Raw genomic sequence first — 23014 nt, forward strand, 5'->3', positions numbered from 1 at the left:
ACGTCTGGGACGGTGGCTTACGCTTGCACATCTATCCTGTCGGCAAAGCACTCTTCTGACGCCGGAGCGAATCCACGTGGAACGCCAGCGCGATCAGGCCTCCGGCGATCGTGCAGGCCGCCCTCCGGTGCGCGATCACCGGTCCAGGAAGCTGGTTCAGGGAGAGCAAAAACACGATATACGTCGTAAGAAAAACGCTGAAAATCCCGTAATTGACGTTTACCGTGCAGAAGCCGACCGTGGCGAAGAACGTAGCGCCGATCGCGAGGTAAAGCGGCTGTGGATGCATATGCGCCAAGGCAAAGGTGGCAAGTCCTGCTCCCGCAAGCGTCCCTGCAATGCGCATCAGCGCCCGATTGAACGTCTCGGCGAAGGCTGGTTTCTGCACTAGGAGCGCGGTCATCGGGACCCAATAGCCGGACTGCATCCCAAGACGGCGATACGTCTCCGCCGCCGCCAGTACGGTCAGCGCAAGCCGAACCGCGTAGGTAAATGTGGGTATGCCACGCAGGTGAGGAAGGCGATGGTGCCAAAGATGGTAGCGAGCTCGAATCCCACGGAAGGTCGGGAATTGCATGGGATCCGGCGGTGGTTGAGGATGGGGAGCCGCGCGGTACAGATAGGCGATGCTTTCCTGCGTGGCTTTCGGCAGCCCGAGAAGGTCGGTCTGTAGCTCCGGCAGCAGATGGAGAAAGACGCTTGTGACCAGGATTTGCACAGCTCCGCCCAACAACGTAAGCAGCGATCGGAGCAGCGCGTCGTGCGGATTGGCCGGGAATGCGGAGCACACGAACAAAGTCACAGCCGCCTGCTGCCCGACCCACGAGATTCCGGGAGCGAGCGAGGTCAGAAGACCGTAGTTGAGCCCCCAGAGCGTCGCCGTAAACAGCAGGGCATAGCCATTGTGGCCGGCAATCATGCCCACGAAGGTCGACACGCACATGACAAGCGTCGCCCCAATCATCGGCCACAGGCGCGAGTCGCCAATGCGCTGGTTCACCCCGAACCCGACCGTCATCGCGCCACCACCCGCGATGAGACCAGCCGATGGGTGGCCGATCAGAACCCCGCCAATCAGGAAGAACGCGACGGACGCTACGCTGATGAGCGGTTCCCGCAGCGACAGCTTCGACCAGTCGAACGTATACAGATCGGCGAAGTACGCGTGCGGCGGCGGGGGTGAGGTGGTTGCCATTGCTGATGGGTTTGGATGCTCGAGCGAGGTCAATCGCCCGGGACGTGAGCGTACGTGGTGTCCCAGTGGGAGAGGATATCGCGAAGCACCGTGCTCCCGCACAGCCACGCCGACTCCAGCGCCAGCTTCGAGCCGATGTAAGGTGCCGTGACCGACTCAACCGCCGTATGCCCCGGACGAGGCATCGAGTAGTTGCTCCCCGTCCGCAGAACCATTACCCGGGCCGGATCGACCTTATGCATCGGCGCTAGGCGTCCAATTGCATTCATAAAGCCCGAGTCTTCCATCTCCGTCATCACGAAGTTGCCCTTCTTCTCCGTGTACAGCGACACCCAGTCGTTGGCGTACTCCGTCATGATCTTGCCGTGCCAGTAGTAGTCCGAGGCGAACGTATCTCCAAGCAGAACGAACGGCGGCTTCTGCGCGTTCGGAAACCCCGTAAAGCCCTCACGAAACTTGGCGACGACCGGATCATCCCCCAGCTTCAGGCTCTTTGTCTTCGCGTAGGCCCACTCAGCGAGCTTCGCGTTTAGCGGATACGAGTTCCCCTGGAACCACTGCGCACGCTTGATGCTCTCCGGTCGCGGTTCATGGGCCTCCACCGGGAAGATCCCGTATGGCCAGGTCGCCGGAGCCTCACGCGGATCGATCTCCCGCGCCACGTCACCCACAACGTATCTCGCCCACGCAGCCGATCCAATCGAAGCATCGTTCGGATCCACACCCGCAATTCCGTTGATCAGGATGTAGGCGTGCGTGAGATCGAACCGGGGATCGAGCCCAAGCGCCATCATCGACGCCGTCGAGTTCACCAGCGTCGTCCCGGAGACCATCCCCAGAATGGTGTGATCGGCATTGGTGCGAAGCGGGTGGATTCCGCCGGGAAACTCGATCACCTCGTCCAGATGCTCGCGCTCCGCCCAAAGCTGAAACTCTCCGGGTATATCACCGGTATCGGCGCCAATCTCGAACGTTGCGATGATCACCGCGCGAATGGGCCACGGCTTCTGCTGGGCGAGCGTGAACGGTGCAAGAAGGAGCAAAAGCAGGGTGGCGAGGACTGCAGAGGGACGACGGGTCATGCCTGGCTCCGGGCGCTGTAGGTTTTCGGTAGATCTTTTCGGTAGATTTCAGGGTAACGCATGAACATGCGATGACTAAAACCAGGCCCCAGTCGGCAAACCGCCGCGCTACACTCCAATTTGTGCGTTATACGGCGAAACAGAGGGTCATGCTTGCGGCAGTGCCACCCTTGGCGGCTCTCCTCATCCGCCTGCTCGGAATGACCCTTCGCTACCGCGACATCATCAAACCCGGCGCCGTTCTCGGGCATATCGAGCCGGGACCATGCGTCTTCGCCTTCTGGCACCGCTGCCTTATTACCTGTGCCTACCGCTTTCGCAATAAGGACATCGCCATCCTCATCAGCTCCTCGTTTGACGGCGAATTGATCGCCCGTACGGTCGAATGGCTCGGCTTCTACCCGGTCCGAGGCTCATCGTCCCGCGGCGGTGTCGCCGGTCTGCGCAACATGGAGAAGGCCTACCGCGACGGACACCGCTGCGCCATCACAGCCGACGGCCCACGTGGCCCCAACATGGTCGCCAAACCAGGCACCGCCCAGCTAGCCCAACTCGTCGACGCCCCTATCGGCACGTTCTACGCGATCCCCGAGCGCGCCTGGATACTGAAAACCTGGGACGGCTTCCTCATCCCTAAACCTTTCTCCCGCGTGGTCTTCACCTGGCCCGTCGAGATTCATAAAGACACTCCCGACCCGCAAGCCGCAACCCAGCGGGCCCTCGACGAGGCCGTAGCCATGGCGAAACCGTTCTAATGCTGACCTCTGACTTCCAATTCCAGCTGCCCGAGCGCCTCATCGCCCAGACGCCCCCCGCAATCCGCGGAACGAGCCGGATGCTCGCCCTCGACCGCCGCTCCGGCGCATACGAGGACACCTCCTTCTCCGATCTCCCGAATCGCCTGCAACCCGGCGACCTTCTCGTCCTCAACGACTCCCGCGTTCTTCCTGCCCGGCTCTTCGCCACCCGCGCCCGCAGCCGTATGACCCAGGCAACCTCCCCCGATCCAAGCGGCCGAATTGAAGTTCTGCTTACTCAGAAAGTAGCCGACGATCAGGTCTGGATGGCCCTCGTAAAACCCGCCCGAAAGGTCGTGCCCGGTGAAACCCTCCACTTCGCCGATCCCGATGGGGCGACCGCCCTGGAGGCCGAAGTCATCGCCGCCGGCGAGTACGGCGAACGCACCCTTCGGTTCTCCGCGAAGGAAGACTTCCTCGAAACCATCATGCGCATCGGCCACATGCCCCTGCCGCCCTACATCCACCGCGACCGGGACACCCCCGACACCGCCGAAGACAAGGACCGCTACCAGACCGTCTACTCCCACGAAATAGGCTCCGCCGCCGCCCCCACCGCCGGCCTACACTTCACCCCAGAGGTCCTTGAAGCCCTTCGCGCCAAGGGTGTCGAAATCGCCTACCTCACCCTCCACGTAGGCCTCGGAACCTTCCAGCCCGTCCGCGCCGAAAAGGTCGAAGACATCCGCCTCCACGCCGAGCGCTACACCCTGTCGGAAGCCACTGCTGAAGCCGTCAACCGCGCGCGCCGCGGGGGCCGCCGCATCATCGCCGCCGGAACCACCACCACCCGCACCCTCGAGCACTGCGCAACCCTCGCCCCCGAACTCTTCCCTCACACCGGCGAGACCAGCATCTTTATCTCCCCCGGCCACACCTTCCAGATCATTCAGGGCCTCCTGACCAACTTCCACCTTCCCCAGTCCACTCTCCTCATGCTCGTCAGCGCCTTTGCCGGCAGGAAAGCGGTCCTCGCCGCCTACGCCCACGCCGTCGAGGCGCAGTACCGCTTCTTCAGCTACGGCGACTGCATGCTGATCCTCTAGCGAATCCGATACCATCAAAGGCCTATGGCCAAGACCCAAGAATCAACCAGCAAGCCCCCGATTTACCTGCTCGACAGCATGGCCTTCATCTTCCGCGCCTACCACGCTATGCAGCGCCAGAGGCCCATGAGCACGCGCACCGGCATCCCCACCGCCGCGACCTACGTCTTCGTCAACATGATCAACAAGCTTCGCAAGGACTTCCAGCCCCAGTACCTCGCCGCCGTCTACGACCTTGCCGGGCCCGTCTTCCGCGACGCCCAGGCCAAGGGCATGAAAGATGTCAAGAAGTTCAACATCAAGACTCAGCAGTTCGACACCATCGAATACGCCGGCTACAAAGCCACCCGCACCGAAACGCCACCCGACCTCATCCAGCAGCAGCCCTACATCCGCCGAGCCCTCGAAGCCTTCCGCATCCCCATCCTCTCGTTTGAGGGCTTCGAGGCTGACGACGTCATCGGGACACTCTCCTGCCAGCTCTCCGCCCTCGGCCACAAGGTCTTCGTCGTCTCCTCCGACAAGGACATGATGCAACTCGTCAATGCCGACGTAAGCATTCTCAACCCCACGAAAGACAACCTCATCCTCGACTCCAGGGGCGTCGAAGAGATCCTCGGTGTCCCCCCCGAGCGCGTGATCGATGTCATGGCCCTCCGCGGGGACTCAGTCGACAACATCCCCGGAGCCCCCGGCATCGGCGACAAGGGCTCCATCGAACTCATCCAGCAGTTTGGCACCGTGGAAGCCGCCCTCGACCGCGCCGAAGAGGTCAAAAAGAAAACGTATCGGGAGTCGTTACAAAATAATCGCGACAACATCCTCCTCTCGAAAGAGCTCGTCACCATTCACACCGGCGTCCCCATCGAGTTCTCCCTCGACGACATGAAGACCCAGGCACCCGACAACGCCGCCTGCCGCGAACTCTTCGCCGAACTCGAATTCACGACGTTGTTGAAAGAACTAGCCCCGTCGGTCGACAACACCGAGATCGTCTATAACACCAAACCCACCGACGCCGAACTATCCTCCCTCCTGGCCGAAGCCCGCAAAACTGGCGGCCTCGCTATCTCCATCCCACCCGACGCCCGCGCCCTTTCGGAAGAAGTAGCCGACACCACCACCGACCCCGAATCCCCAGAAGTGGAACCCGAACCCGCCGCTCCGCAGACGATGTCCCTCTTCGGCATTCCCGACGCCCCTACGACAGCCGTGGCCGCACCCATCCAGGACCTTGCCTGCAAGCTGGGTCTCTCCGCCTCGCCCTTCCTCGCCCTCGAAGCCGCACTAGACCGCGAAGGAGTCCGTGAAGCCCTCGAAGACGAAACGCTACCAAAGCAGTTACATGATCTGAAAGCCGTCCTGAGAGCCCTCGAACCGCATAACGTCACCCTCCGTGGACCCGTCACCGACGTCATGCTCGAGAGCTATCTCGTCAACCCGACCCATGGCTCCCACACCCTCATCGACATCGCCGCGCGGACCACATCCCGAGCCCTCACCCACCAGATCACGAAGGCCAACCCCTCCGACCCAAATCGCCTCCCTGAAGCCGCCGCCGCCGTCCAGCGCCTCGCTACGGCCCTGACGTCTCAACTCACGGAAGCAAACCCCGAACCAGCCGAACCTATCGCCCCGCCCCCGGGCAAGACGCCCCTCAATCCCGCGTCCACCCTGCACGACGTCTACCGCCACATGGATCTCCCCCTCGTCCCAGTCCTTCTCCACATGGAGCAGGCCGGCGTCCGCATCGACCCCGCAGTCCTCCGCGACATGAGCGCCCGCCTCGCCGTCGACATCGATACCCTCGCCGAAAAGATCTATACCGACTCCGGCCACCGCTTCAACATCAACTCACCCAAGCAGCTCGGCGAGGTCCTCTTTAACCAGATGGGCCTCCCCAAGCCCATGAAGTACGGCAAGGGCAAAGTAGTCTCCACCGCCCAGGATGTCTTGGAGGAGTTAGCCCAGAACCACCCCATCGCCGCCCTGGTTATAGAACATCGCCAGTTACAAAAACTCAAGTCCACCTATCTCGACTCACTCCCAACCCTGGTCGATGCAGAGGGCCGCATCCACACCACCTTCAACCAGGTAGGCACCGCAACCGGCCGTCTCTCCAGCACCAACCCCAACCTGCAGAACATCCCCACCCGCACCGCGCTGGGCCGCGAGATCCGCGCCGCCTTCATCGCGGCTCCCGGCAACGTCCTCATGTCCGCCGACTACAGCCAGATCGAGCTTCGTCTCATGGCCCACTTCTCGCAGGACCCGCTCCTCCTCAACGCCTACCGCACCAACCAGGACATCCACACCCTCACCGCCGCCGAGGTCTTCGGAGTGGACGCCGGAACCATGGATAAAGAAACCCGCGCCCGCGCCAAGGCCGTCAACTTCGGCATCGTCTACGGCATCAGCCCCTTCGGCCTTGCCGCCCAACTCAACATCGATCAGAAGATAGCCAAGACCTACATCGAAACCTACTTCGATCGCTATAAAGGCGTCCGCACCTTCATTGATAAGACCCTCGAGACCGTCCGCACCGACCAGGCCGTACGAACCGCCTTCGGCCGAGTAAGACCCATCCCCGACATAGGCTCCCGCAACCCCAACATGCGTGGCTTCGCCGAGCGAACCGCCGTCAACACGCCCCTGCAGGGCACAGCCGCCGACCTTATCAAGCTGGCCATGATCGCCCTCGACCGCGAGATCACCCGCCGTGAGTTGAAATCGAAGATGACCTTGCAGGTCCACGACGAGCTCCTCTTCGACGTAGTCCCCGAAGAGGTCGAAGAGATGCAAGCCCTCGTGAAGGACGAGATGGAGAACGTAGCCGAGTTCTCTATCCCAATCGTGGCTGATGTAGGCGTCGGCGATAATTGGCGCGACATCAAGGGCTAAGTCAAAGCAAGTAGTTCGAAAAGGAGAAGCCGCCCAGCTGGGGCGGCTTCTCCTCTTTATAACTTCTGTAACTAACTCTGTTGCAAGGCATTCTTTACTGAGGAGCCTGTTCCTGCACGCCAATCGCATCGCCCGAAACAACAAGCTGCACGCGGCGATTCTGAGCGCGCCCGGAAGCAGTCCCATTATCAGCAACCGGCTTGGCCTCGCCATAACCAGCAGCGGTGATGTTGTTGATCTGCACACCCTGCGTCACGAGAAAGTCCTTCACAGCGCCCGCACGATTCTCCGAGAGCTTCTGGTTGAACTCAGGCGAACCGGTGCTATCGGTGTAGCCTTCTACCTGCAACTTCAACCCGGGATAGGCCTGGAGAATTCCCGCAACCTTCGCCAGTGAAACCTGCGTCGGCGTCTTCAGCGTGTACTTACCCGTGTCGAACAGCACATCCGACATGTTGACGATCAAACCACGGGCTGACTCGCTCGTCTGCAGCACGCTGTTCAGCTGTTCCTTCAGCTTCTCACGCACGGCATTCGCGCTTTCTACGCTCTTGTTGGCTTCAGCGGCCTGAGCGCGTGCATTGGCCGCATCGGCCTCGGCGCGAGCGCGTTCCGCATCAGCCTGCGCCTTCGCGGCTGCCGACTTCTCGGCCTCCGCTTGTGCCTTCTGCGCGTCAAGCTGAGACTGCATCGCCTGTTCCTGCGCCTGGTTCTTCGCGATCTCCGTATTACGCTGACGCTCCGCGGCCTGCTTCCTCAGGGTTGCGATGCGCGCATCCTCGGCGCGCTGCACGGCTTGCCGAGCATACGTGATCTCCATCTTGCGATCACCCTTCTTGTTCGCATCGATGTCATCCGCGTTGCGCAGGTCCTGCATCGCCTGCTGGATTATGTCCGCCGCGTACTTATCCGCGCCCGTGTTCATCGCGATGCGAATAGCGTTATGCGCCTCGTAGAGTTCAAGAGGCGAACGCTCATTGCGCGTGATCGGGTCGGCGATGCTCTTCGATCCTTCAGTATCCGCATAAGCACCACGCGGTAACAACGAGAAGTGCGCGTTCACCTTCTCAAGCACGCCCTGCGTTTTATCCTGAAGGACGACGTTCTGCAATACAACAACATCGCTCGGCTGGCTCACCGAGAAGTAGGGCTCAGCCGTCACAATCAGTCCGAAGGACTGTAGCGCCGTCGTTACATTGATATTGTTCTTCGTGCCTGCTGGCAGCACCTCACCAAGGTTCTGCGGACGCCCATCCGGCGAGATCGCCCAGAGAACATAGGTGAGATACTCGCGGCCGAATCCGTTCGCCGGGGTCAAGCCCTCGAACCGCGCGTCGATTGTAATGCCGCCACGCTCACTCTGCACCTTAGCTTCGCCCTTGGCGCCGGGAAGAAGCGTGGTCCCCTGGAAGCCGATCTTCGTCGAACCGCTGCGATGGAAATAGTTGACCGCGTCGAGGTCGCGCTGCACCACCTGCACGCGATAGAGATAGATACCGTTGGGGCCTTCCTCGACAGCGCCTGCGGGACGCGAGGTCGGGTTTGGTTCCTGGGCTTTCAGGGTGAGCGGTGCCGTGGCAAACATGCCGCAAAGCAAAAGGGTCGAGACCGTACGTCCCGGGGTGATTCGCTGGATGTTCATCGTTCTCCTCTGACCGGCAACGCGGCGCATAGGCGCCCTCGCTCGGCTTTCAAAGGATCGGATGCCTTGGTTGTGGCAAAGGTAGTCCGCGCAAGCACCAGACTGACAGCACTTTGGTGCAATACGTCACCCCTGACAGGAACCAAAAGGTAGGTGTCAGGGGTAGATGCACGAGGGCTGCAATCGATGCTTTTTAAGCGCTTTGCTGAACGCTATGACTCGTGCGATGCACGAAGTGATACGGGGGCCAGGGGCCCGAGAGTTGCATGCTGCATTCCTTCATCTGCTGCGTCGCGGAAGAGTACTTGTTCTGGTACCGCTCGATCGTCTTGTTATCGATCAGGTGAGCGATATCGAGAAGCATCTTGCCCGATTCCATGCGCTTGCAGGTTATCTCTTCGGCAAGGGGAAGAAACATCCGGTGCATCTGCACCGAAAGCGCACGTGCCCGGGACTGCCGTTCCCGCTGCCGGCTCGCGCTCTCACGCAGGCTGGTCAGGTACTGCTGCCCGACGGTCATATCGCGGGCTGAGTTGCCGGGACAGGTGTCGTCGACGAGCACCTTCAGGTGCATCTCGGCCTTGCCGCGAAGCCGTTCCACGTTAGCGGTGAAGTGCCTTTGGTTCGAGCGGACGGAGCGGCGAAGCGAATCGTCATCCGCGAAGGTCGTGCCGAAGCGGAAGGGAAGTACAGTCGAGTGTTTGAAGCAGTCTGCAACGACGCGTGCGTGATCTCGTGCGAACTTGCTATCCATCGCGGCAATCTCTTCGTCATTATGTTCAGACACGATGACGGCGAGGTCGCTTGCTGGGAAGAGAAAGGTCTGGTTGCCAAACAGACCGGAAACCCCGGTGAGGGGCATTGGACGACGGTGCCGGGCAAGTTCTGGAAATGCCTGACGTTCCGCAATGCAATACGCGTACCATGCCATGATTCACTCCAACGAAATGGCGAGGGTTGAGGCTCGCGGGTAAGTGTTAACTACAATCGAACCCAGGGAAAGAGGGGCAGGTGCCCTGGCATGTTCGCCATCAAAAAAGTTGAACTTTGCCGAGCGCGAAACGGATACTATGCCACGCGAATAACAATTGGCAACATAATCTTGCACATAAAACCGGAATTCGCCTCGCACCCCCGTTTACCAAGCAAAACCCCATAGGTGACAGGCAGATAGCGTCTCGATTGGTCCTTCGTAAGAGGTCAGTGAGAGGACATTTTATGTCGCGGGGCGACATGTTTCAGGGTCAAAGCGGGTCGCCGGAGTCTGCCGTTCGAACTTCGATTCAACCAAAATGCTGTCTCGCAAAGGTGGTCCTACCGCTCCCGCTGCGGTACTTTAAGAGCATGAAGAGACCCTGGACGAAAGCACTTCTCGCCGCCGCGTCATGCCTTGCCACGATGATCGGTCACGCGCAGGATAAGCCCGCCAAGCCCGAGCCGGATGTCATCGTCTTTACCAACGGCGACCAACTCAAAGGAACGTTCGTGCGCGGCGTTGGCCAGAGCATCACCTTCCACAGCGATATGGCCGGGGACATCAGCGTCACGCTCGATAAGGTGAAGGAGCTCCACGTCCACGGCCAGTTCGCTGTCCTGCGTAAGGACGCCCCCATCACCAAGCAGCCCGTGCAGCCCAGCAGCATCGACGTCGAAGCAGGCAAGCTGACGGTCGCCGCCGCTCCGCCCGCCCCCGAGAAGACCATGCCGGTCGCCGACATCGGCTTTGTCGTCGATAAGGCCACCTACCAGCACGACGTCACCGCCAAGGCGAAGATCTACCAGGGCTGGAACGGCTCCATCGGCGCAGGCGCGACCATCATCCGTTCCACTCAGAACGGTTCGACGTACAACGCCGCCGTCGCGCTCGTCCGCACAATCCCGCAGGCCGCCTTCCTGCCGCCGAACAACCGCACCACCCTTGACTTTACCGAGAGCTACGGCAAGATCACCCAGCCGAACATCCCGCAGACCGATCCCCCCAGCTCCGTCGAAACGAAGACCAGCATCATGCACGCCGATCTCGAGCGCGACCGCTACTTCTCCCCACGCTTTTACGCCCTCGGAGAACTCGCTTTCGACCACAACTATTCTTCCGGCCTCGACCTCCAGCAGATTTACGGCGGCGGCTTTGGCTGGACGCCCATTCAGAAGCCCAACCAGCAACTCGATCTAAAGGCCGACGTCCACTACGAAAAGCAGCAGTTCCAAACTCCCGACAGCAACCAGAACCTCATCGGTTCCACCTTCGCCGAGAACTACCGCCGTAACCTCCCGCGTAAGCTCGTCCTCACCGAAACCGCAAGCATCATCCCTGCCTGGAATAACACAAACGCCTACTCGGCCAACGCTCAGGTCGTCCTCGCCGCTCCCGTCTTCAACCGCTTCAACCTGACCGTCACCACCTCCGACAACTTCATCAACAACCCCGCCTTCGGTTTCAAGAAAAACACCTACCAGTTCATCACCGGCATCAGCTATACCCTGCACTAGAGCGCGTGGGGCGGCGGGGTAACCTGTCGCCTCGCCGCACGTCGAACACACGGCCCCGGCTAGGTCCTCCAGAACAAGCGTTCTCCCACGTGGTACGGGATGTTCTAATAGGAGATGGCCCTCTACGGCCTGGTTCAGGCACCCCGTCTTCCCGAGCGGATGCCGCACGACCAAAGAAGGATGAAGCAGAGGAAACGCTTGATGTCTGGTTTAGGACGAAGGATGCAGTGGTTGACGGCGGGCGTGCTCGCCGTACTGATTGGCGCCGGCGCAATGCCGGCTGAGGCGCAGAAGCGCAGATCCAAGCGCGAGTCGAGCGCGAACCGGAAGGCTCGCATCCTCCGGCAGACCGAAGAGACCTACATGCACCGCTACGAGGTCTTCGGCGGTGGCGGCTACCTCCGCTTCCGCAGCGGGGAATTCCTTCAGAAGAACAACGAGATTACCTGGGCCACCAGCGCCACGTATTTCCTCAACCCGAAGCTCGGCATCATCGCCGACGTGCGCGGCGGCTACGGAAACGCCAAGGTTGGCAACAACATCTACAGCGTCTACAACCCGCTCATCACCGAGTACACCTTCATGGGCGGCCCGACCTATCGCATCTACGCCCGGCAGAAGACTGCCCTCAGCGTCCACGCCATGGGAGGCTACTCTCTCGGAAACTTCGACGGCGGCTCCAAGGCCATCCCCGCCACGCTCCTCGGCATGTGGCCCACATCCAACCGGCCCGTCTTCTCCGTAGGCGTCAACTACGACGTCAACTTCTACCCGAACCTCGCTTTACGCTTCACCCCCACCTACGTTGGAACCACCTTCGGCGATCACCTCCAGAACAATCTCGGCATCAACGCCGGCATCGTCTACCGGTTCGGGCACATAAAATAAGCCGATCGAAACCAGAGCCTTCCCTCCGGGCCCGCGCACAAAGCGTGGGCCCGAACTCTTTGCATTAAACTCGATCCAGAGGCCCAAGATGGCGACCATCCAGCAGGACGACCTGATCCAAAGCGTAGCCGACGCGCTCCAGTACATCAGCTTCTACCACCCGGTCGACTACATCAACAACCTCGCCCGCGCCTACGATCTCGAGCAGTCCCACGCCGCCAAGGACGCCATCGCCCAGATCCTCATCAACTCCCGCATGTGCGCCGAGGGCCACCGCCCCATCTGCCAGGACACCGGCATCGTCACCGCCTTCGTCAAGGTCGGCATGGAAGTCCAGTGGGAAGCCTCGAAGGTCTTCGGCATGATGACCATGCAGCAGATGGTCGACGAAGGCGTCCGCGAAGCCTGGCGCAACGCCGACAACGTCCTCCGCCCCAGCCTCCTCGCCGACCCTGCCTTCACCCGCCGCAACACCGGCGACAACACCCCCGCCATGGTCGTCGTCGAACTAGTTCAAGGCACTGCGGTAGACATAACGGTAGCCTCGAAGGGCGGCGGCAGCGAGGCCAAGAGCAAGTTCGCCATGCTCAACCCCTCCGACTCCATCGTCGACTGGGTCCTGAAAACCGTTCCCACCATGGGAGCCGGCTGGTGCCCCCCGGGCATGCTCGGCATCGGCATCGGAGGCACCGCCGAAAAGGCCATGGTCATGGCGAAAGAGTCCCTCATGGACCCTATCGATATGCAGGAACTCATCGCCCGGGGCCCCAAAACCTCCATCGAATCCCTCCGCATCGAGCTCTACGAAAAAGTGAACCGCCTCGGCATCGGAGCCCAGGGACTCGGCGGCCTTACCACCGTCCTCGACATCAAGATCATGGATTACCCCACCCACGCCGCCAACCTCCCCGTGGCCATGATCCCCAACTGCGCCGCCACCCGCCACCTCCACATTCGCCTCGATGGCTCCGGCCCCGTCATGACCGCCCCCCCCTCCCTCGAGTCCTGGCCAAAACTCACCTACGACGTCCACACCGCCCGCCGCGTCAACCTCGACACCGTCACCCGCGAAGACGTCAAAACCTGGAACCCCGGCGAAGTCATCCTCCTCTCCGGCAAACTCCTCACCGGCCGCGACGCCGCCCACAAGCGCCTCACCGATATGCTCAACCGGGGCGAAAAGCTCCCCGTCGACTTCACCGGCCGCTTCATCTACTACGTCGGCCCCGTCGAAGCCGTCCGCGACGAAGCTGTCGGCCCCGCCGGCCCCACCACCGCCACCCGCATGGACAAGTTCACCCGCCAGATGCTCGAAGAGACCGGCCTCCTCGGCATGATCGGCAAAGCCGAACGAGGCCCCGCCGCCATCGAAGCCATCCGCGACAACGAAGCCGTGTACCTCATGGCCGTCGGAGGCGCAGCCTACCTCGTCTCGAAAGCCATCAAGAGCTCCAAAGTCCTGGCCTTCGCTGACTTGGGCATGGAAGCCATCTACGAGTTCGAAGTCCAGGACATGCCCGTAACGGTAGCCGTAGACGCCAAGGGCACCAGCGTCCACATCACCGGCCCCGCCGAGTGGTCCGCCAAAATAGCCCAGGGCATCGGAGGCCTACCCATCTTGGGCCAGTAAATCGGGTCCCGCATTACCGTTTCCATTGTCATAGGAACGAGAGCCCAAATGGCCTTCCAACGGCTGCACTTCGAATTCGACCCGGGGAAGGCAGCCCGCAATCTGAAGAAACACGGCGTATCGTTCCGCGAGGCAATGACCGTCTTCGACGATCCCCTCGCCGCAACATTTCCGGATGATCTGCATTCTGAAGAAGAAAGCCGCTTCATCACGATTGGTCTATCATCGAGCCAGCGAATTCTCTTCATCTCGCACCGCGATCTCGATGACACCATACGGATCATCGGAGCCCGAACCGCGACTGCAACGGAAAAGAAGACCTATGAAGAAGTCTAGCGACGCACTCACACCCCGCCCGCTCGATGCCGCTAAAGCCGTGCGCGGCAAGTATTACGACCGCATGCAGCAGGGAACGAACATCATCCTGCTCGCACCCGACCTCGTTGAGACCTTCCCGGACTCCGAGTCGGTCAACGAAGCGCTGCGTGGGCTTAAGAAGATCGCGGTTCGCTCGACAAAGCCCGTTCCAGCAACGCGGTAGCACCCTGCCGTTGCTTTTTGGTTGTCATTCCCGAGGGAATCTGCGTTTGCCTTCGCCCTGTCCCACCCAGCGCCAGCCATTAACAATCAAACGCATCTCACCGCCGAGGAGAACGAATGACGACCCTTCACCTCAAGCACGGCTGGTTCCTCGCCATCTTCCTCTTCTGCACCGCCATCGTCCTTGCCAACGTCGCCCACTACATCCTCTTCCGCCTCATCAAGCGGAAAGAAGCCGAAGGCACCTCCCAGTTCGCCCCCGGCTGGGGAGTCCAGCGCCACCTCGCGCATCCTGCACGCGCCATCTTTCTCATCACCTGCCTTCTCCTCATCCTCCCCAGCATCCCCCTCCTCTCCGATCGCTGGGAGGATATCGTCCAACAGGGCCTGCTCATGGCCCTCATCATCTCTCTCGGCTGGATGGCCATCGGCGGCGTCTACGTCGCCCAGACCCTCCTCCTCCGCAAGTACGATCTATCCGCCGAAAACAACATCCGTGCCCGCCGCGTTCACACCCAGTTCCAGCTCTTCCGCCGGATGCTCATCAGCTTCCTCATCATCATCACCATCGGAGCCCTCCTCTGGAGCTTCCACGACCCCCGCATCTGGCACTACGGCACCGGCCTCCTCGCCTCCGCCGGCGTCGCCTCCCTCGTCCTCGCCACCGCCGCCAAGTCGACAGCCTCGAACATCCTCGCCGGCCTCCAGATCGCCCTCACCGAACCCATCCGCCTCGACGACGTCGTCATCGTCCAGGGCGAGTGGGGACGCATCGAGGAGATCACCTCCGCCTACGTCGTCATCCGCATCTGGGATCTCCGCCGCCTCATCGTCCCCCTCAGCTACTTCATCGAGAACTCCTTCCAGAACTGGACCCGCGAGTCCTCCGACATCCTCGGCACCGCCTTCCTCTACGTCGACTACTCCATCCCCGTCGAATCCCTCCGCGCCCGCCTCAACGAAATCGTCCACCCCTCCAAACTCTGGGACGGCAAGGTCTGCGGTCTCCAGGTCACGAACCTGAGTGAAAAGACCATGGAACTCCGCTGCCTCATGAGCTCCCGCAACGCCAGCGAAAGCTTCGACCTACGCTGCCTCGTTCGCGAAGAGATGACCGCCTGGATCCAGCAGAACTACCCCAACGCTTTTCCCACTGTCCGGCTCTCAAGCCACTCTGACGCTGTTTCTACCGCGTCATAGTCTCCTGGCGCCTGCAGTATCTCGCGTTTGACCGTCGAGACTCATGACATTGCTCTACAAGCGATTCTGAGTGTGGGGAATTCGGCTTGGCGGCCAGGTCAGGCCGTGGCGGCCAGCATGGCTCCGGCGGTGCGGAGCAGTTCGCGGGGGTTGCAGGGCTTGGTGAGGACGCGGGCGGGATGGGGCATCTTACGGACGTGGTCGTGGACCGGGCTCAGGTTCGAGTAGTAGCCGGTGAGGACGAGAATCTGGCAGGCGGGGAATGCCTTGCCGATTTCGACCATGAGTTCTATACCGTCTTTGCCGGGCATGGTGATATCGCAGAGTAGAAGCTCGGGTTGGAAGTCGCGGGCGCAGGCGATCGCTTCTTCGCTGGAATAAGCGGTTCTGACTTCAAAGCCGTTCTTGTGAAAGATGAGGCCGAGAGTGTCTGCAGTGAGGTGTTCGTCGTCAACGACAAGGATGCGTTGCACTGGGAACCTCCGTTCTGGGAGCCTGGGGCGAAAGGCAAGCTAGGATGCGGTTGGGGAGGACTGCGTTGGTCGTGTTCCGTACATTGATGATGCACTCGAGGGAAGGATTTGTATGTTCGCTGTAAAACATAGGCCGCTCAGAATCGGTACGAAAGTGTGCTGTGCGGATCCTAAGGGGCTGGTAGTGTTGGAGAATGCTCCGGGTGGCCTGCTTCCGGACAGGAGTTGACTTCTGCGTATCATCGCTTTTTTACTGGGTTTTCTTTGTTGTTCGGGTGTGTTTCTGGATGCGTTCCAGACGATCATCCTGCCGCGTCGTCCGGCGGGGCGATGGCGGATCACTTCGCTGTTTTATGTTCTGACGTGGACTCCTTGGTCGATGGTGGGGAAGCGGATCCAGGCCAAGAGCTTTCGGGAGCAGTTTTACAGCATTTATGGGCCATTATCGCTGCTGATGCTGCTCGCGGTATGGGCGGTTCTGCTCGTTGTTGGCTTTGCGGGCTTCTTCTATTCGATGGCGACGCCGTTTACGGACGCGATGGCGCTGGGAACGGATCTGGCTCATTTCCGGACGGATCTCTATGTGAGTGGGACGACGCTGTTCACGCTTGGGCTTGGGGATGTGGTGCCGCGGTCACTGACGGCGAGGGCACTGGTGATCTCGGAGGCTGGGACTGGGCTCGGGCTGGTGGCTCTGGTGATTGGATACGTGCCGGTGCTGTACCAGGCGTTTTCGCGGCGTGAGGTAGATGTGGCCCTGCTGGATGCGCGGGCGGGGTCGCCACCGACTGCGGCGGAGCTGCTCCGACGGCACCGGTTCGAGGGTGGGGATGAGGCGTTGATTCAGCTTCTGGCGCAGTGGGAGCGGTGGTCGGCGGAGATTCTGGAATCGCACATCTCGTACCCGATTCTTTGCTATTACCGGTCGCAGCATGACAACCAGAGCTGGCTGTCGGCGATGACGGCGGTGCTGGATGCGTGCGCGCTGCTGATTGCTGTGGTGGAGGGTCCGGCTTCGCGGCAGGCACAGTTGACGTTTGCGATGTGCCGGCATGCGCTGATCGATCTTGGGCACGTGTTTCACCTGGAGGAGAAGGAGAAGCAGTGGCCGCTGAACGAGGATGCGGAGAGGCTTCCGCCGCATGGGTTCGATCGGCTGTGCGATTCGCTGGGGGATGTGGGAATACGGTTCTGCGGGGACCAGAATTCGGTTGTGCGGCTGCATGCGATGCGCGGCTTGTATGAGCCGCATGCGCGGGCGATCGGGGATTACCTGGGGATGTCGCTTCCGGGATGGGTGGCGGCTCCGAATGCGAAGGACCAATGGGTGATCATCAATCGGCTACGGGAGCAGGCGGAGGCGGTGTTGACGGGGAGGGCGGTGCCGATTGATCGGAGGCCGCCGGGGTTATTGCCGGGGCGGGATTTGCACGATCACTAGTCGTTGCGTGGGAAGGCGGCGCGCCGGGCGGTATGGGTCTCCCACCGTAGGCTGCGCCGAAGGTGGGGCACCCGGGAACATTGATCATCAAAAGGAAGCCCCTCCAGGAGAAGCCATGGAGGGGCTCTTCGGGACTTGATTTTACTGCTGAGGTTGGGCAGCGGTGGGGTTGAGCTTCTGGGCGGCGATGGTGCCGGCGGGGCCCTTGGCGTCCTTGTCCTTGAGGGTGGCGTAGATCTTGCGGGCCTGGTCGGGCTTGTTCTCGTTGGTGTAGAGCTCGGCGAGCTGGAGCTGGGCGATGCCGCCGGGGACAGTCGTCGTGGGCTTGGCGGTGAGCTCGTTGTAGAGATCGACTGCCTGAGCGTCGCGGTTGGTCTGGCGGTAGAGCTGGGCGAGCGAAAGCTTGGCGAGGGCGGCGAGATCCTTGTTCCAGCCGCTGGCGACCTTCTTAAGCGTGTCTTCGGCAGACTGGTTCTGGCCCTCTTCGAGGTAGGTAAGGCCGGCGAAGTAGCGGGCGACCTTGCCGTCGGGGGTCATGCTGTACTTGTCGGCGACCTGATTAAAGAGGTCGTTGGCGGCCTTGGCGCGTTCGTTGACGCTGGCGTAGGTCTTGGTGCCGGGGGGCACCTGCTGGCCGGGAGCGGCGAGGGGCGTCTGGTAGGCCTGCATGGCGGCCCCGAAGGCGGTGGAAGCGGACTCGGAACGGCTGTGGTAGATGGCGCCGCAGGCGATCACGATGAGGATGGCGGCGAGAATGGCGGAGCCGGTAATGATGACTTGGCGGCGGTTCTGGTTCGCCCACTCGATGCCGTGCTCGGTGGTGTTGATGAACTGGTCGTTCTTGAGGGCTGCTTTGGTCTGCTGATCCACTTTGAGTTGAGTCCTTTAGGGTGCGCTTCGAGTGCGGTTGGACCGCAGGTCTATCAGTTTATCAGGGTGCGCGTGGATGGGTGGGGGAAAGGGCGCGGCATTTCGGTTGAGTTGGCGGAGGGCGGTATAGTGAAAGCCTCGGCTTAGCTTGAGACCACTTTGGAAAAGGACAGGGCGACGATGGCTTCTTTGCGGGATCGGATTGTGTTTGTGACGGGGGCGAGTTCCGGGATCGGCAAGGCGACGGCTACGGCGTTTGCGGCCGAGGGTGCGAAGATGCTGCTCTGCGCGCGGCGAGCGGATCGGTTGGTCGACCTGGCCAAGGAGCTGACGGCGGCGCACGGAGTCGCGGTGCATACGTTTTCGCTCGACGTGCAGGACAGGGCGGCTGTAGACACGACGCTTGCGGGGCTGCCGCAGGAGTGGAAGGCCGTGGATGTGCTCGTGAACAATGCGGGTTTGAGCCGTGGGCTGGATAAGGTGTATCTCGATGATCCGAAGAACTGGGACGAGATGATCGATACGAATATCCGGGGGCTGCTCGCCGTCACGAAGGCGATTGTGCCGGGAATGATCGAGCGCGGGCGCGGGCATGTAATCAACCTGGGGTCGACTGCCGGGCATGTGACGTATGCGAACGGGACGGTTTATTGCGCGACCAAGGCGGCGGAGCGGGTGCTGAGCCAGGGGTTGAAGCTGGATCTGATGGGGACGCCGGTGAGGGTGACTTCTGTCGATCCGGGGATGGTAGAGACGGAGTTCAGCGAGGTTCGGTTTCGCGGGGACAAGGACAAGGCGAAGAAGGTGTATGAGAACATCACGCCGCTGGAGCCCGAGGATGTGGCGGATGCGATCGTCTGGGCGGCTTCACGGCCGCCGCGGGTGAATATCCACGAGATCCTGATGACGACGATTGATCAGGCCAATTCGCTTGTGCTGCATCGGCGCGGGTAACGGCTGGGCTGGTTTTAGAACCACTACAGACGCAGATTCCCTTTGGGAATGACAACCAGAAGGGCAACGGCGGCTGTCGGGCCGACCCGGTTATAAGTGGACGGTCCAGCCTAGCTCGGCCAGTTTTTCTTCGACGTCGGCAAGGGCATTGGTGAGGGCAGAGCGGCGATGCGGGCTGGAGGTTCGCTCCGACAGAATGCGCTCGCGCTGGAGTTCCAGGGCCTGGCGTTTGCGTTTTTGTTCCGCTTCGAGGAGTGCGGCGTTGGCTTTCGTGGTGGCTGCGCTGACCGGCTTTGCTTCACCGGCCAAGGACTGCTGTTCCTCTACGGCCTTACTTTCCCATCCACGCGACATACCTCCATGGTACGCCCACCTGGCTTTTGCCGGGTACGAGACTTTCTGGATGCAAGCTACGTCCACGGTAACGTAACCGCAATGTTCCGATCCTGGGAATGCTTAAGCTGGTAAGCTACTCTCGCGAATTGGTCCTGCCTCTCGGCGTGCTGAACTCTTCGCGACTGATGTCGAATTTGATTTTGCTTCTTGCTGTTACGTCCGCGTGTCGTGCGGGAGGAGACATAGGCCATGTGGATTGTCAGTCTTGCGCTTCGCCGGCCCTACACGTTCGTGGTGATGAGCCTGCTCATTTTCATTCTGGGCGTCATCAGCATCGAGACGATGAGCACGGATATCTTCCCGACGATCGATATTCCCGTGGTGAGCGTGATCTGGACTTACCCGGGGACGAGTCCGGATGAGATGGAGAAGCGGTTCACGACGATCAGCGAACGCGCGATGACGACGGCGGTGAACGATATCGAGCACATCGAGTCGCAGTCGATCAACGGAATCTCGGTCATCAAGGTGTTCTTCCAGCCGGGAGCGAAGATCGAGGCGGCGGTGGCGCAGGTGACGGCGGTGAGCCAGACGATTCTGCGTACAATGCCGCCGGGGACGACTCCGCCGTTTGTGCTGCAGTTCAGCGCTTCGAATGTGCCGATTCTGCAGGCGGTTTTGTCGAGCGATACGTTGTCGGAGTCGGACCTGTATGACCTTGGGGTGAACTTCGTCCGGACGCAGTTGGCGACAGTGCAGGGAGCCCAGGTGCCTTCGCCGTATGGAGGCAAGCTGCGGCAGGTGATCGTCGATCTTGACCTTGGACAGCTTTATGGCAAGGGGCTTTCGCCGGCGGACGTGGTGAATGCGTTGACGGCGCAGAACCTGATTTTGCCGGCGGGCGATGCCAAGGTGGGGACGACGGACTATATCGTGCGGACGAATGCTAGTCCGACGGTGCTGGCACAGTTGAACGATCTGCCGATCAAGAGTTCTTCGGGCGCCGTCGTGTACATGCGGGATATCGGGCAGGTGCATGAAGGCTTCCAGGTGCAGCAGAATATCGTACGCATCAACGGGAAGCGGGCTGCGCTGCTGACGATCTTGAAAGCCGCTTCGGCATCAACGCTGGACATTGTGAAGAGGGTGCGGATTGCGCTGCCAAAGATCGCGGCGGGTCTGCCTTCGGCGCTGAAGATTACCCTGCTGTTCGACCAATCGGTGTTTGTGAAGGCGGCGTTGCAGGGAGTGGTGAAGGAGGCGGCGATCGCGGCGGGGCTCACTGCGCTGATGATCCTGCTGTTCCTGGGAAGTTGGCGGAGTACGGTCATCGTCGCCATTTCGATTCCGCTTTCGATCCTGGCCTCCATCATCATTTTGAAGCTGTTGGGGCAGACGCTCAACACGATGACGCTTGGCGGGCTGGGGCTGGCGGTTGGAATTCTGGTCGATGACGCTACCGTTGAGATTGAGAATATCCATCGGAACCTGGCGCAGGGGAAGGAGATAGAACCGGCGATTCTGGATGGGGCGCAGCAGATCGCGGTTCCGGCGTTCGTGTCTACGCTGGCGATTTGTATCGTCTTCGTGCCGGTTGTATTTCTGTCGGGCGCGGCGAAGAGTCTGTTTACACCTCTTGGGATGTCAGTCGTGTTCGCGATGCTTGCGTCGTACCTGCTCTCTCGGACGCTGGTGCCGACGATGGTGAAGTTCCTGCTGGCGAGCGAAGTCGCGATGTACCAGGAGCACGCGCCGTTCGAAGACGGAATGCCGGACGAGGGGCATGGGGCGAGCGCGCAGAAGGCGAGCATCATCTGGCGGGTTCACTTCCGGTTCAATGCAGGGTTTGAGCGGATGCGGGCGGCATACCAGAGGGTGCTGTTCTGGGTGCTGCGGCATGCCGGGTTCGCGCTCGGATGCTTTGCGCTGTTCGCGGCGATCTCGGTTTGCTTGATTCCGTTTATCGGGCAGGACTTCTTTCCGCAGGTGGATGCGGGAACGTTTCGTCTGCATGTGAGGACGCCACCGGGGACGAGGATCGAGGAGGTCGAACAGATCTTCGTGCGGGTTGAAGCGGTGATCCGGCAGGAGATTCCGGCGAACGAGATGGCGATGATGCTGGATGACATCGGGATCCCGAGCGGAAGCTTCAACCTGGCATTTGGCGACGGAAGTTTGACCGACGTGCAGGATGGAGAGATTTTGCTGTCGCTGAATGAGAAGCATCGCCCGACGGAGGAGTATCGGCAGAGACTGCGAAAGGTGTTGCACGAGAAGTTTCCGGACATGGTGTTCTACTTCCAGTCTTCGGACATCGTGAACCAGATTCTGAACTTTGGGCTACCCGCTCCGATCGATATCCAGATCAGCGGGCGGCAGTTCGACAAGAACTATGCGCTGGCGCAGCAGATCAAGCGGGACGCGACGGCGGTCCCGGGAGCGGTCGATGTGCATATCAACCAGGTAGTGTATGCGCCGGAGCTGCATGTGAATGTGGATCGGTCGCGGGCGCAGATTGCGGGGCTGACGGAGGGCAATGTCGCGAACAGCATGCTGTATGCGCTTTCCGGTAGCGGGCAGGCTACGCCGAACTATTGGCTGAACCCGCAGAATGGCGTGAGTTACAGCGTGGTGGTGCAGGCTCCGCAGTACACCATGAACTCGGTGGCGGCGCTCAGGGGAATTCCGATTACGGCGAGTGGTGGCGGGGCCGCGAATACGGGAGATACCACCACGGTGAGGGCTCCACAGGTGATCGGGGATGTGGCCGAGGTGCAGCATACGACCAGCCCGGGGATTACGAACCACTACAACGTGCAGCCGGTGTTCGACGTGTTCGTGAATACGCAGGGGAGGGATCTTGGCGGAGTCGGCACGGATATCGACAGGATTGTCGAGCACTACAAGCAGCATCTGACGCCAGGGACTTCGCTAACAGTGAGGGGGCAGGTAACCAGCATGCATGACTCGTTTACCGGGTTAGGCCTGGGGATGATCTTTGCGGTGTTGCTTGTGTATCTGCTGATGGTGGTGAACTTCCAGAGCTGGCTGGATCCCTTCATTATTCTGACGGCGCTGCCGGGTGCGGCTTGCGGGATCCTGTGGATGCTGTTTTTGTCAGGGACTACGTTCAGCGTGCCTTCGTTGATGGGCGCGATCATGACGGTTGGCGTGGCTACGGCGAACTCGATCCTGATGGTGACGTTTGCCAACGACCAGAGGGAGGCCGGGATGAACTCCCTGGACGCGGCGCTTTCGGCAGGGGCGACGCGTCTGCGACCGGTGACGATGACGGCGCTGGCGATGATCATCGGTATGCTGCCAATGTCGCTCGGGATGGGCGAGGGCGGTGAGCAGAATGCTCCGCTTGGACGAGCTGTGATTGGTGGGCTGTTGGTGGCTACGGTGTCGACGCTGTTGATTGTGCCGGTGATTTATAGCCGGTTGCGGAAGGCTGACCGTGGGACTGCGGCGATGGCTCCGCAGGATGGCGTTGAGGCCGGCAAAGCGGCAGCGGTTTAAGTTTTAG

Annotated in this window: 19 protein-coding genes; 12 read left to right on the forward strand and 7 right to left on the reverse strand. The window is 61.0% G+C overall.

Features of this window, described 5'->3' with window-relative positions; all coding sequences use genetic code 11:
- Nucleotides 1-31: 31 nt before the first annotated feature.
- Together GRAN_RS20430 and GRAN_RS20435 are read right to left on the reverse strand one after the other, a co-directional pair.
- Nucleotides 32-1195 (reverse strand): FUSC family protein, encoded by a 1164-nt coding sequence (locus GRAN_RS20430; RefSeq protein WP_128914862.1) that lies wholly within the window; start codon nt 1193-1195, stop codon nt 32-34.
- Between the two features lie 29 nt (nt 1196-1224).
- The gene (locus GRAN_RS20435) at nt 1225-2277 is read right to left on the reverse strand and encodes a purine nucleoside permease (RefSeq protein ID WP_128914863.1); all 1053 of its coding nucleotides are present in this window, start codon (nt 2275-2277) and stop codon (nt 1225-1227) included.
- A 71-nt stretch (nt 2278-2348) separates the two neighbouring features.
- On the opposite strand from GRAN_RS20435, the gene GRAN_RS20440 reads away from it, so the two are divergent.
- From GRAN_RS20440 to polA, 3 genes are read left to right on the forward strand one after another with little or no spacing between them, the layout of a single operon-like run.
- The gene (locus tag GRAN_RS20440; RefSeq protein ID WP_128914864.1) at nt 2349-3032 is read left to right on the forward strand and encodes a lysophospholipid acyltransferase family protein; all 684 of its coding nucleotides are present in this window, start codon (nt 2349-2351) and stop codon (nt 3030-3032) included.
- Nucleotides 3032-4120 (forward strand): tRNA preQ1(34) S-adenosylmethionine ribosyltransferase-isomerase QueA, encoded by a 1089-nt coding sequence (gene queA, locus GRAN_RS20445; protein WP_128914865.1) that lies wholly within the window; start codon nt 3032-3034, stop codon nt 4118-4120. Before GRAN_RS20440 ends, queA begins: the two co-directional genes overlap by 1 nt.
- Before the next feature lie 24 nt (nt 4121-4144).
- Complete coding sequence (gene polA / locus GRAN_RS20450) at nt 4145-7021, forward strand: DNA polymerase I (RefSeq protein WP_128914866.1); 2877 nt, start codon at nt 4145-4147, stop codon at nt 7019-7021.
- Between the two features lie 94 nt (nt 7022-7115).
- On the opposite strand, the gene GRAN_RS26775 is transcribed toward polA, so the two are convergent.
- Together GRAN_RS26775 and GRAN_RS20460 are read right to left on the reverse strand one after the other, a co-directional pair.
- Complete coding sequence (locus GRAN_RS26775; protein ID WP_128914867.1) at nt 7116-8663, reverse strand: OmpA family protein; 1548 nt, start codon at nt 8661-8663, stop codon at nt 7116-7118.
- Between the two features lie 193 nt (nt 8664-8856).
- On the reverse strand, nt 8857-9594 hold the full coding sequence (locus GRAN_RS20460) for a GvpL/GvpF family gas vesicle protein (protein ID WP_128914868.1): 738 nt from the start codon (nt 9592-9594) through the stop codon (nt 8857-8859).
- A 413-nt stretch (nt 9595-10007) separates the two neighbouring features.
- Between GRAN_RS20460 and GRAN_RS20465 the strand changes: the two genes are divergently transcribed.
- From GRAN_RS20465 to GRAN_RS20490, 6 genes are all read left to right on the forward strand, one after another.
- Nucleotides 10008-11153: a DUF481 domain-containing protein gene (locus tag GRAN_RS20465; RefSeq protein ID WP_161571077.1), complete on the forward strand. Its 1146-nt coding sequence runs from the start codon at nt 10008-10010 to the stop codon at nt 11151-11153.
- A 222-nt stretch (nt 11154-11375) separates the two neighbouring features.
- Nucleotides 11376-12041: a porin family protein gene (locus GRAN_RS20470; RefSeq protein WP_150133271.1), complete on the forward strand. Its 666-nt coding sequence runs from the start codon at nt 11376-11378 to the stop codon at nt 12039-12041.
- Between the two features lie 88 nt (nt 12042-12129).
- Nucleotides 12130-13671 carry a fumarate hydratase gene (locus GRAN_RS20475; RefSeq protein WP_128914871.1) on the forward strand — a complete coding sequence of 514 codons (1542 nt, stop codon included), beginning with the start codon at nt 12130-12132 and terminating at the stop codon, nt 13669-13671.
- 48 nt (nt 13672-13719) lie between these two features.
- The gene (locus GRAN_RS20480) at nt 13720-14007 is read left to right on the forward strand and encodes a BrnT family toxin (protein WP_206662809.1); all 288 of its coding nucleotides are present in this window, start codon (nt 13720-13722) and stop codon (nt 14005-14007) included.
- Nucleotides 13994-14212 (forward strand): hypothetical protein, encoded by a 219-nt coding sequence (locus GRAN_RS20485; RefSeq protein ID WP_128914872.1) that lies wholly within the window; start codon nt 13994-13996, stop codon nt 14210-14212. The genes GRAN_RS20480 and GRAN_RS20485 overlap by 14 nt, the downstream gene beginning before the upstream one ends.
- A 116-nt stretch (nt 14213-14328) precedes the next feature.
- Nucleotides 14329-15411, forward strand: coding sequence for a mechanosensitive ion channel family protein (locus tag GRAN_RS20490; protein WP_128914873.1), 1083 nt, complete (start codon nt 14329-14331; stop codon nt 15409-15411).
- A gap of 98 nt (nt 15412-15509) precedes the next feature.
- Here GRAN_RS20490 and GRAN_RS20495 read toward each other — a convergent pair whose 3' ends face one another.
- Complete coding sequence (locus GRAN_RS20495; RefSeq protein WP_128914874.1) at nt 15510-15884, reverse strand: response regulator; 375 nt, start codon at nt 15882-15884, stop codon at nt 15510-15512.
- A 277-nt stretch (nt 15885-16161) separates the two neighbouring features.
- On the opposite strand from GRAN_RS20495, the gene GRAN_RS20500 reads away from it, so the two are divergent.
- Nucleotides 16162-17325: a potassium channel family protein gene (locus GRAN_RS20500; RefSeq protein WP_241655040.1), complete on the forward strand. Its 1164-nt coding sequence runs from the start codon at nt 16162-16164 to the stop codon at nt 17323-17325.
- 141 nt (nt 17326-17466) lie between these two features.
- Here the strand turns inward: GRAN_RS20500 and GRAN_RS20505 are convergent, their stop codons facing one another.
- Nucleotides 17467-18195, reverse strand: a complete 729-nt coding sequence (locus GRAN_RS20505) for a tetratricopeptide repeat protein (RefSeq protein ID WP_128914876.1) — start codon at nt 18193-18195, stop codon at nt 17467-17469.
- Nucleotides 18196-18375: 180 nt separating this feature from the next.
- On the opposite strand from GRAN_RS20505, the gene GRAN_RS20510 reads away from it, so the two are divergent.
- On the forward strand, nt 18376-19149 hold the full coding sequence (locus GRAN_RS20510; RefSeq protein WP_128914877.1) for an SDR family NAD(P)-dependent oxidoreductase: 774 nt from the start codon (nt 18376-18378) through the stop codon (nt 19147-19149).
- 90 nt (nt 19150-19239) lie between these two features.
- Here GRAN_RS20510 and GRAN_RS20515 read toward each other — a convergent pair whose 3' ends face one another.
- Nucleotides 19240-19458, reverse strand: a complete 219-nt coding sequence (locus GRAN_RS20515) for a hypothetical protein (protein ID WP_128914878.1) — start codon at nt 19456-19458, stop codon at nt 19240-19242.
- 276 nt (nt 19459-19734) lie between these two features.
- Between GRAN_RS20515 and GRAN_RS20520 the strand changes: the two genes are divergently transcribed.
- Nucleotides 19735-23007, forward strand: a complete 3273-nt coding sequence (locus GRAN_RS20520) for an efflux RND transporter permease subunit (protein WP_128914879.1) — start codon at nt 19735-19737, stop codon at nt 23005-23007.
- Nucleotides 23008-23014 lie beyond the last annotated feature (7 nt).

The organism is Granulicella sibirica, from assembly GCF_004115155.1.
In the GTDB taxonomy this organism is placed as follows: domain Bacteria; phylum Acidobacteriota; class Terriglobia; order Terriglobales; family Acidobacteriaceae; genus Edaphobacter; species Edaphobacter sibiricus.

Excerpts from the sequence above, each read along its gene's own strand:
- GRAN_RS20430 (WP_128914862.1), bottom strand. The coding sequence starts at position 1,195 with ATGGCAACCACCTCACCCCCGCCGCCGCACGCGTACTTCGCCGATCTG.
- GRAN_RS20435 (WP_128914863.1), bottom strand. The coding sequence starts at position 2,277 with ATGACCCGTCGTCCCTCTGCAGTCCTCGCCACCCTGCTTTTGCTCCTT.
- GRAN_RS20440 (WP_128914864.1), top strand. The coding sequence starts at position 2,349 with ATGACTAAAACCAGGCCCCAGTCGGCAAACCGCCGCGCTACACTCCAA.
- queA (WP_128914865.1), top strand. The coding sequence starts at position 3,032 with ATGCTGACCTCTGACTTCCAATTCCAGCTGCCCGAGCGCCTCATCGCC.
- polA (WP_128914866.1), top strand. The coding sequence starts at position 4,145 with ATGGCCAAGACCCAAGAATCAACCAGCAAGCCCCCGATTTACCTGCTC.
- GRAN_RS26775 (WP_128914867.1), bottom strand. The coding sequence starts at position 8,663 with ATGAACATCCAGCGAATCACCCCGGGACGTACGGTCTCGACCCTTTTG.
- GRAN_RS20460 (WP_128914868.1), bottom strand. The coding sequence starts at position 9,594 with ATGGCATGGTACGCGTATTGCATTGCGGAACGTCAGGCATTTCCAGAA.
- GRAN_RS20465 (WP_161571077.1), top strand. The coding sequence starts at position 10,008 with ATGAAGAGACCCTGGACGAAAGCACTTCTCGCCGCCGCGTCATGCCTT.
- GRAN_RS20470 (WP_150133271.1), top strand. The coding sequence starts at position 11,376 with ATGCAGTGGTTGACGGCGGGCGTGCTCGCCGTACTGATTGGCGCCGGC.
- GRAN_RS20475 (WP_128914871.1), top strand. The coding sequence starts at position 12,130 with ATGGCGACCATCCAGCAGGACGACCTGATCCAAAGCGTAGCCGACGCG.
- GRAN_RS20480 (WP_206662809.1), top strand. The coding sequence starts at position 13,720 with ATGGCCTTCCAACGGCTGCACTTCGAATTCGACCCGGGGAAGGCAGCC.
- GRAN_RS20485 (WP_128914872.1), top strand. The coding sequence starts at position 13,994 with ATGAAGAAGTCTAGCGACGCACTCACACCCCGCCCGCTCGATGCCGCT.
- GRAN_RS20490 (WP_128914873.1), top strand. The coding sequence starts at position 14,329 with ATGACGACCCTTCACCTCAAGCACGGCTGGTTCCTCGCCATCTTCCTC.
- GRAN_RS20510 (WP_128914877.1), top strand. The coding sequence starts at position 18,376 with ATGGCTTCTTTGCGGGATCGGATTGTGTTTGTGACGGGGGCGAGTTCC.
- GRAN_RS20520 (WP_128914879.1), top strand. The coding sequence starts at position 19,735 with ATGTGGATTGTCAGTCTTGCGCTTCGCCGGCCCTACACGTTCGTGGTG.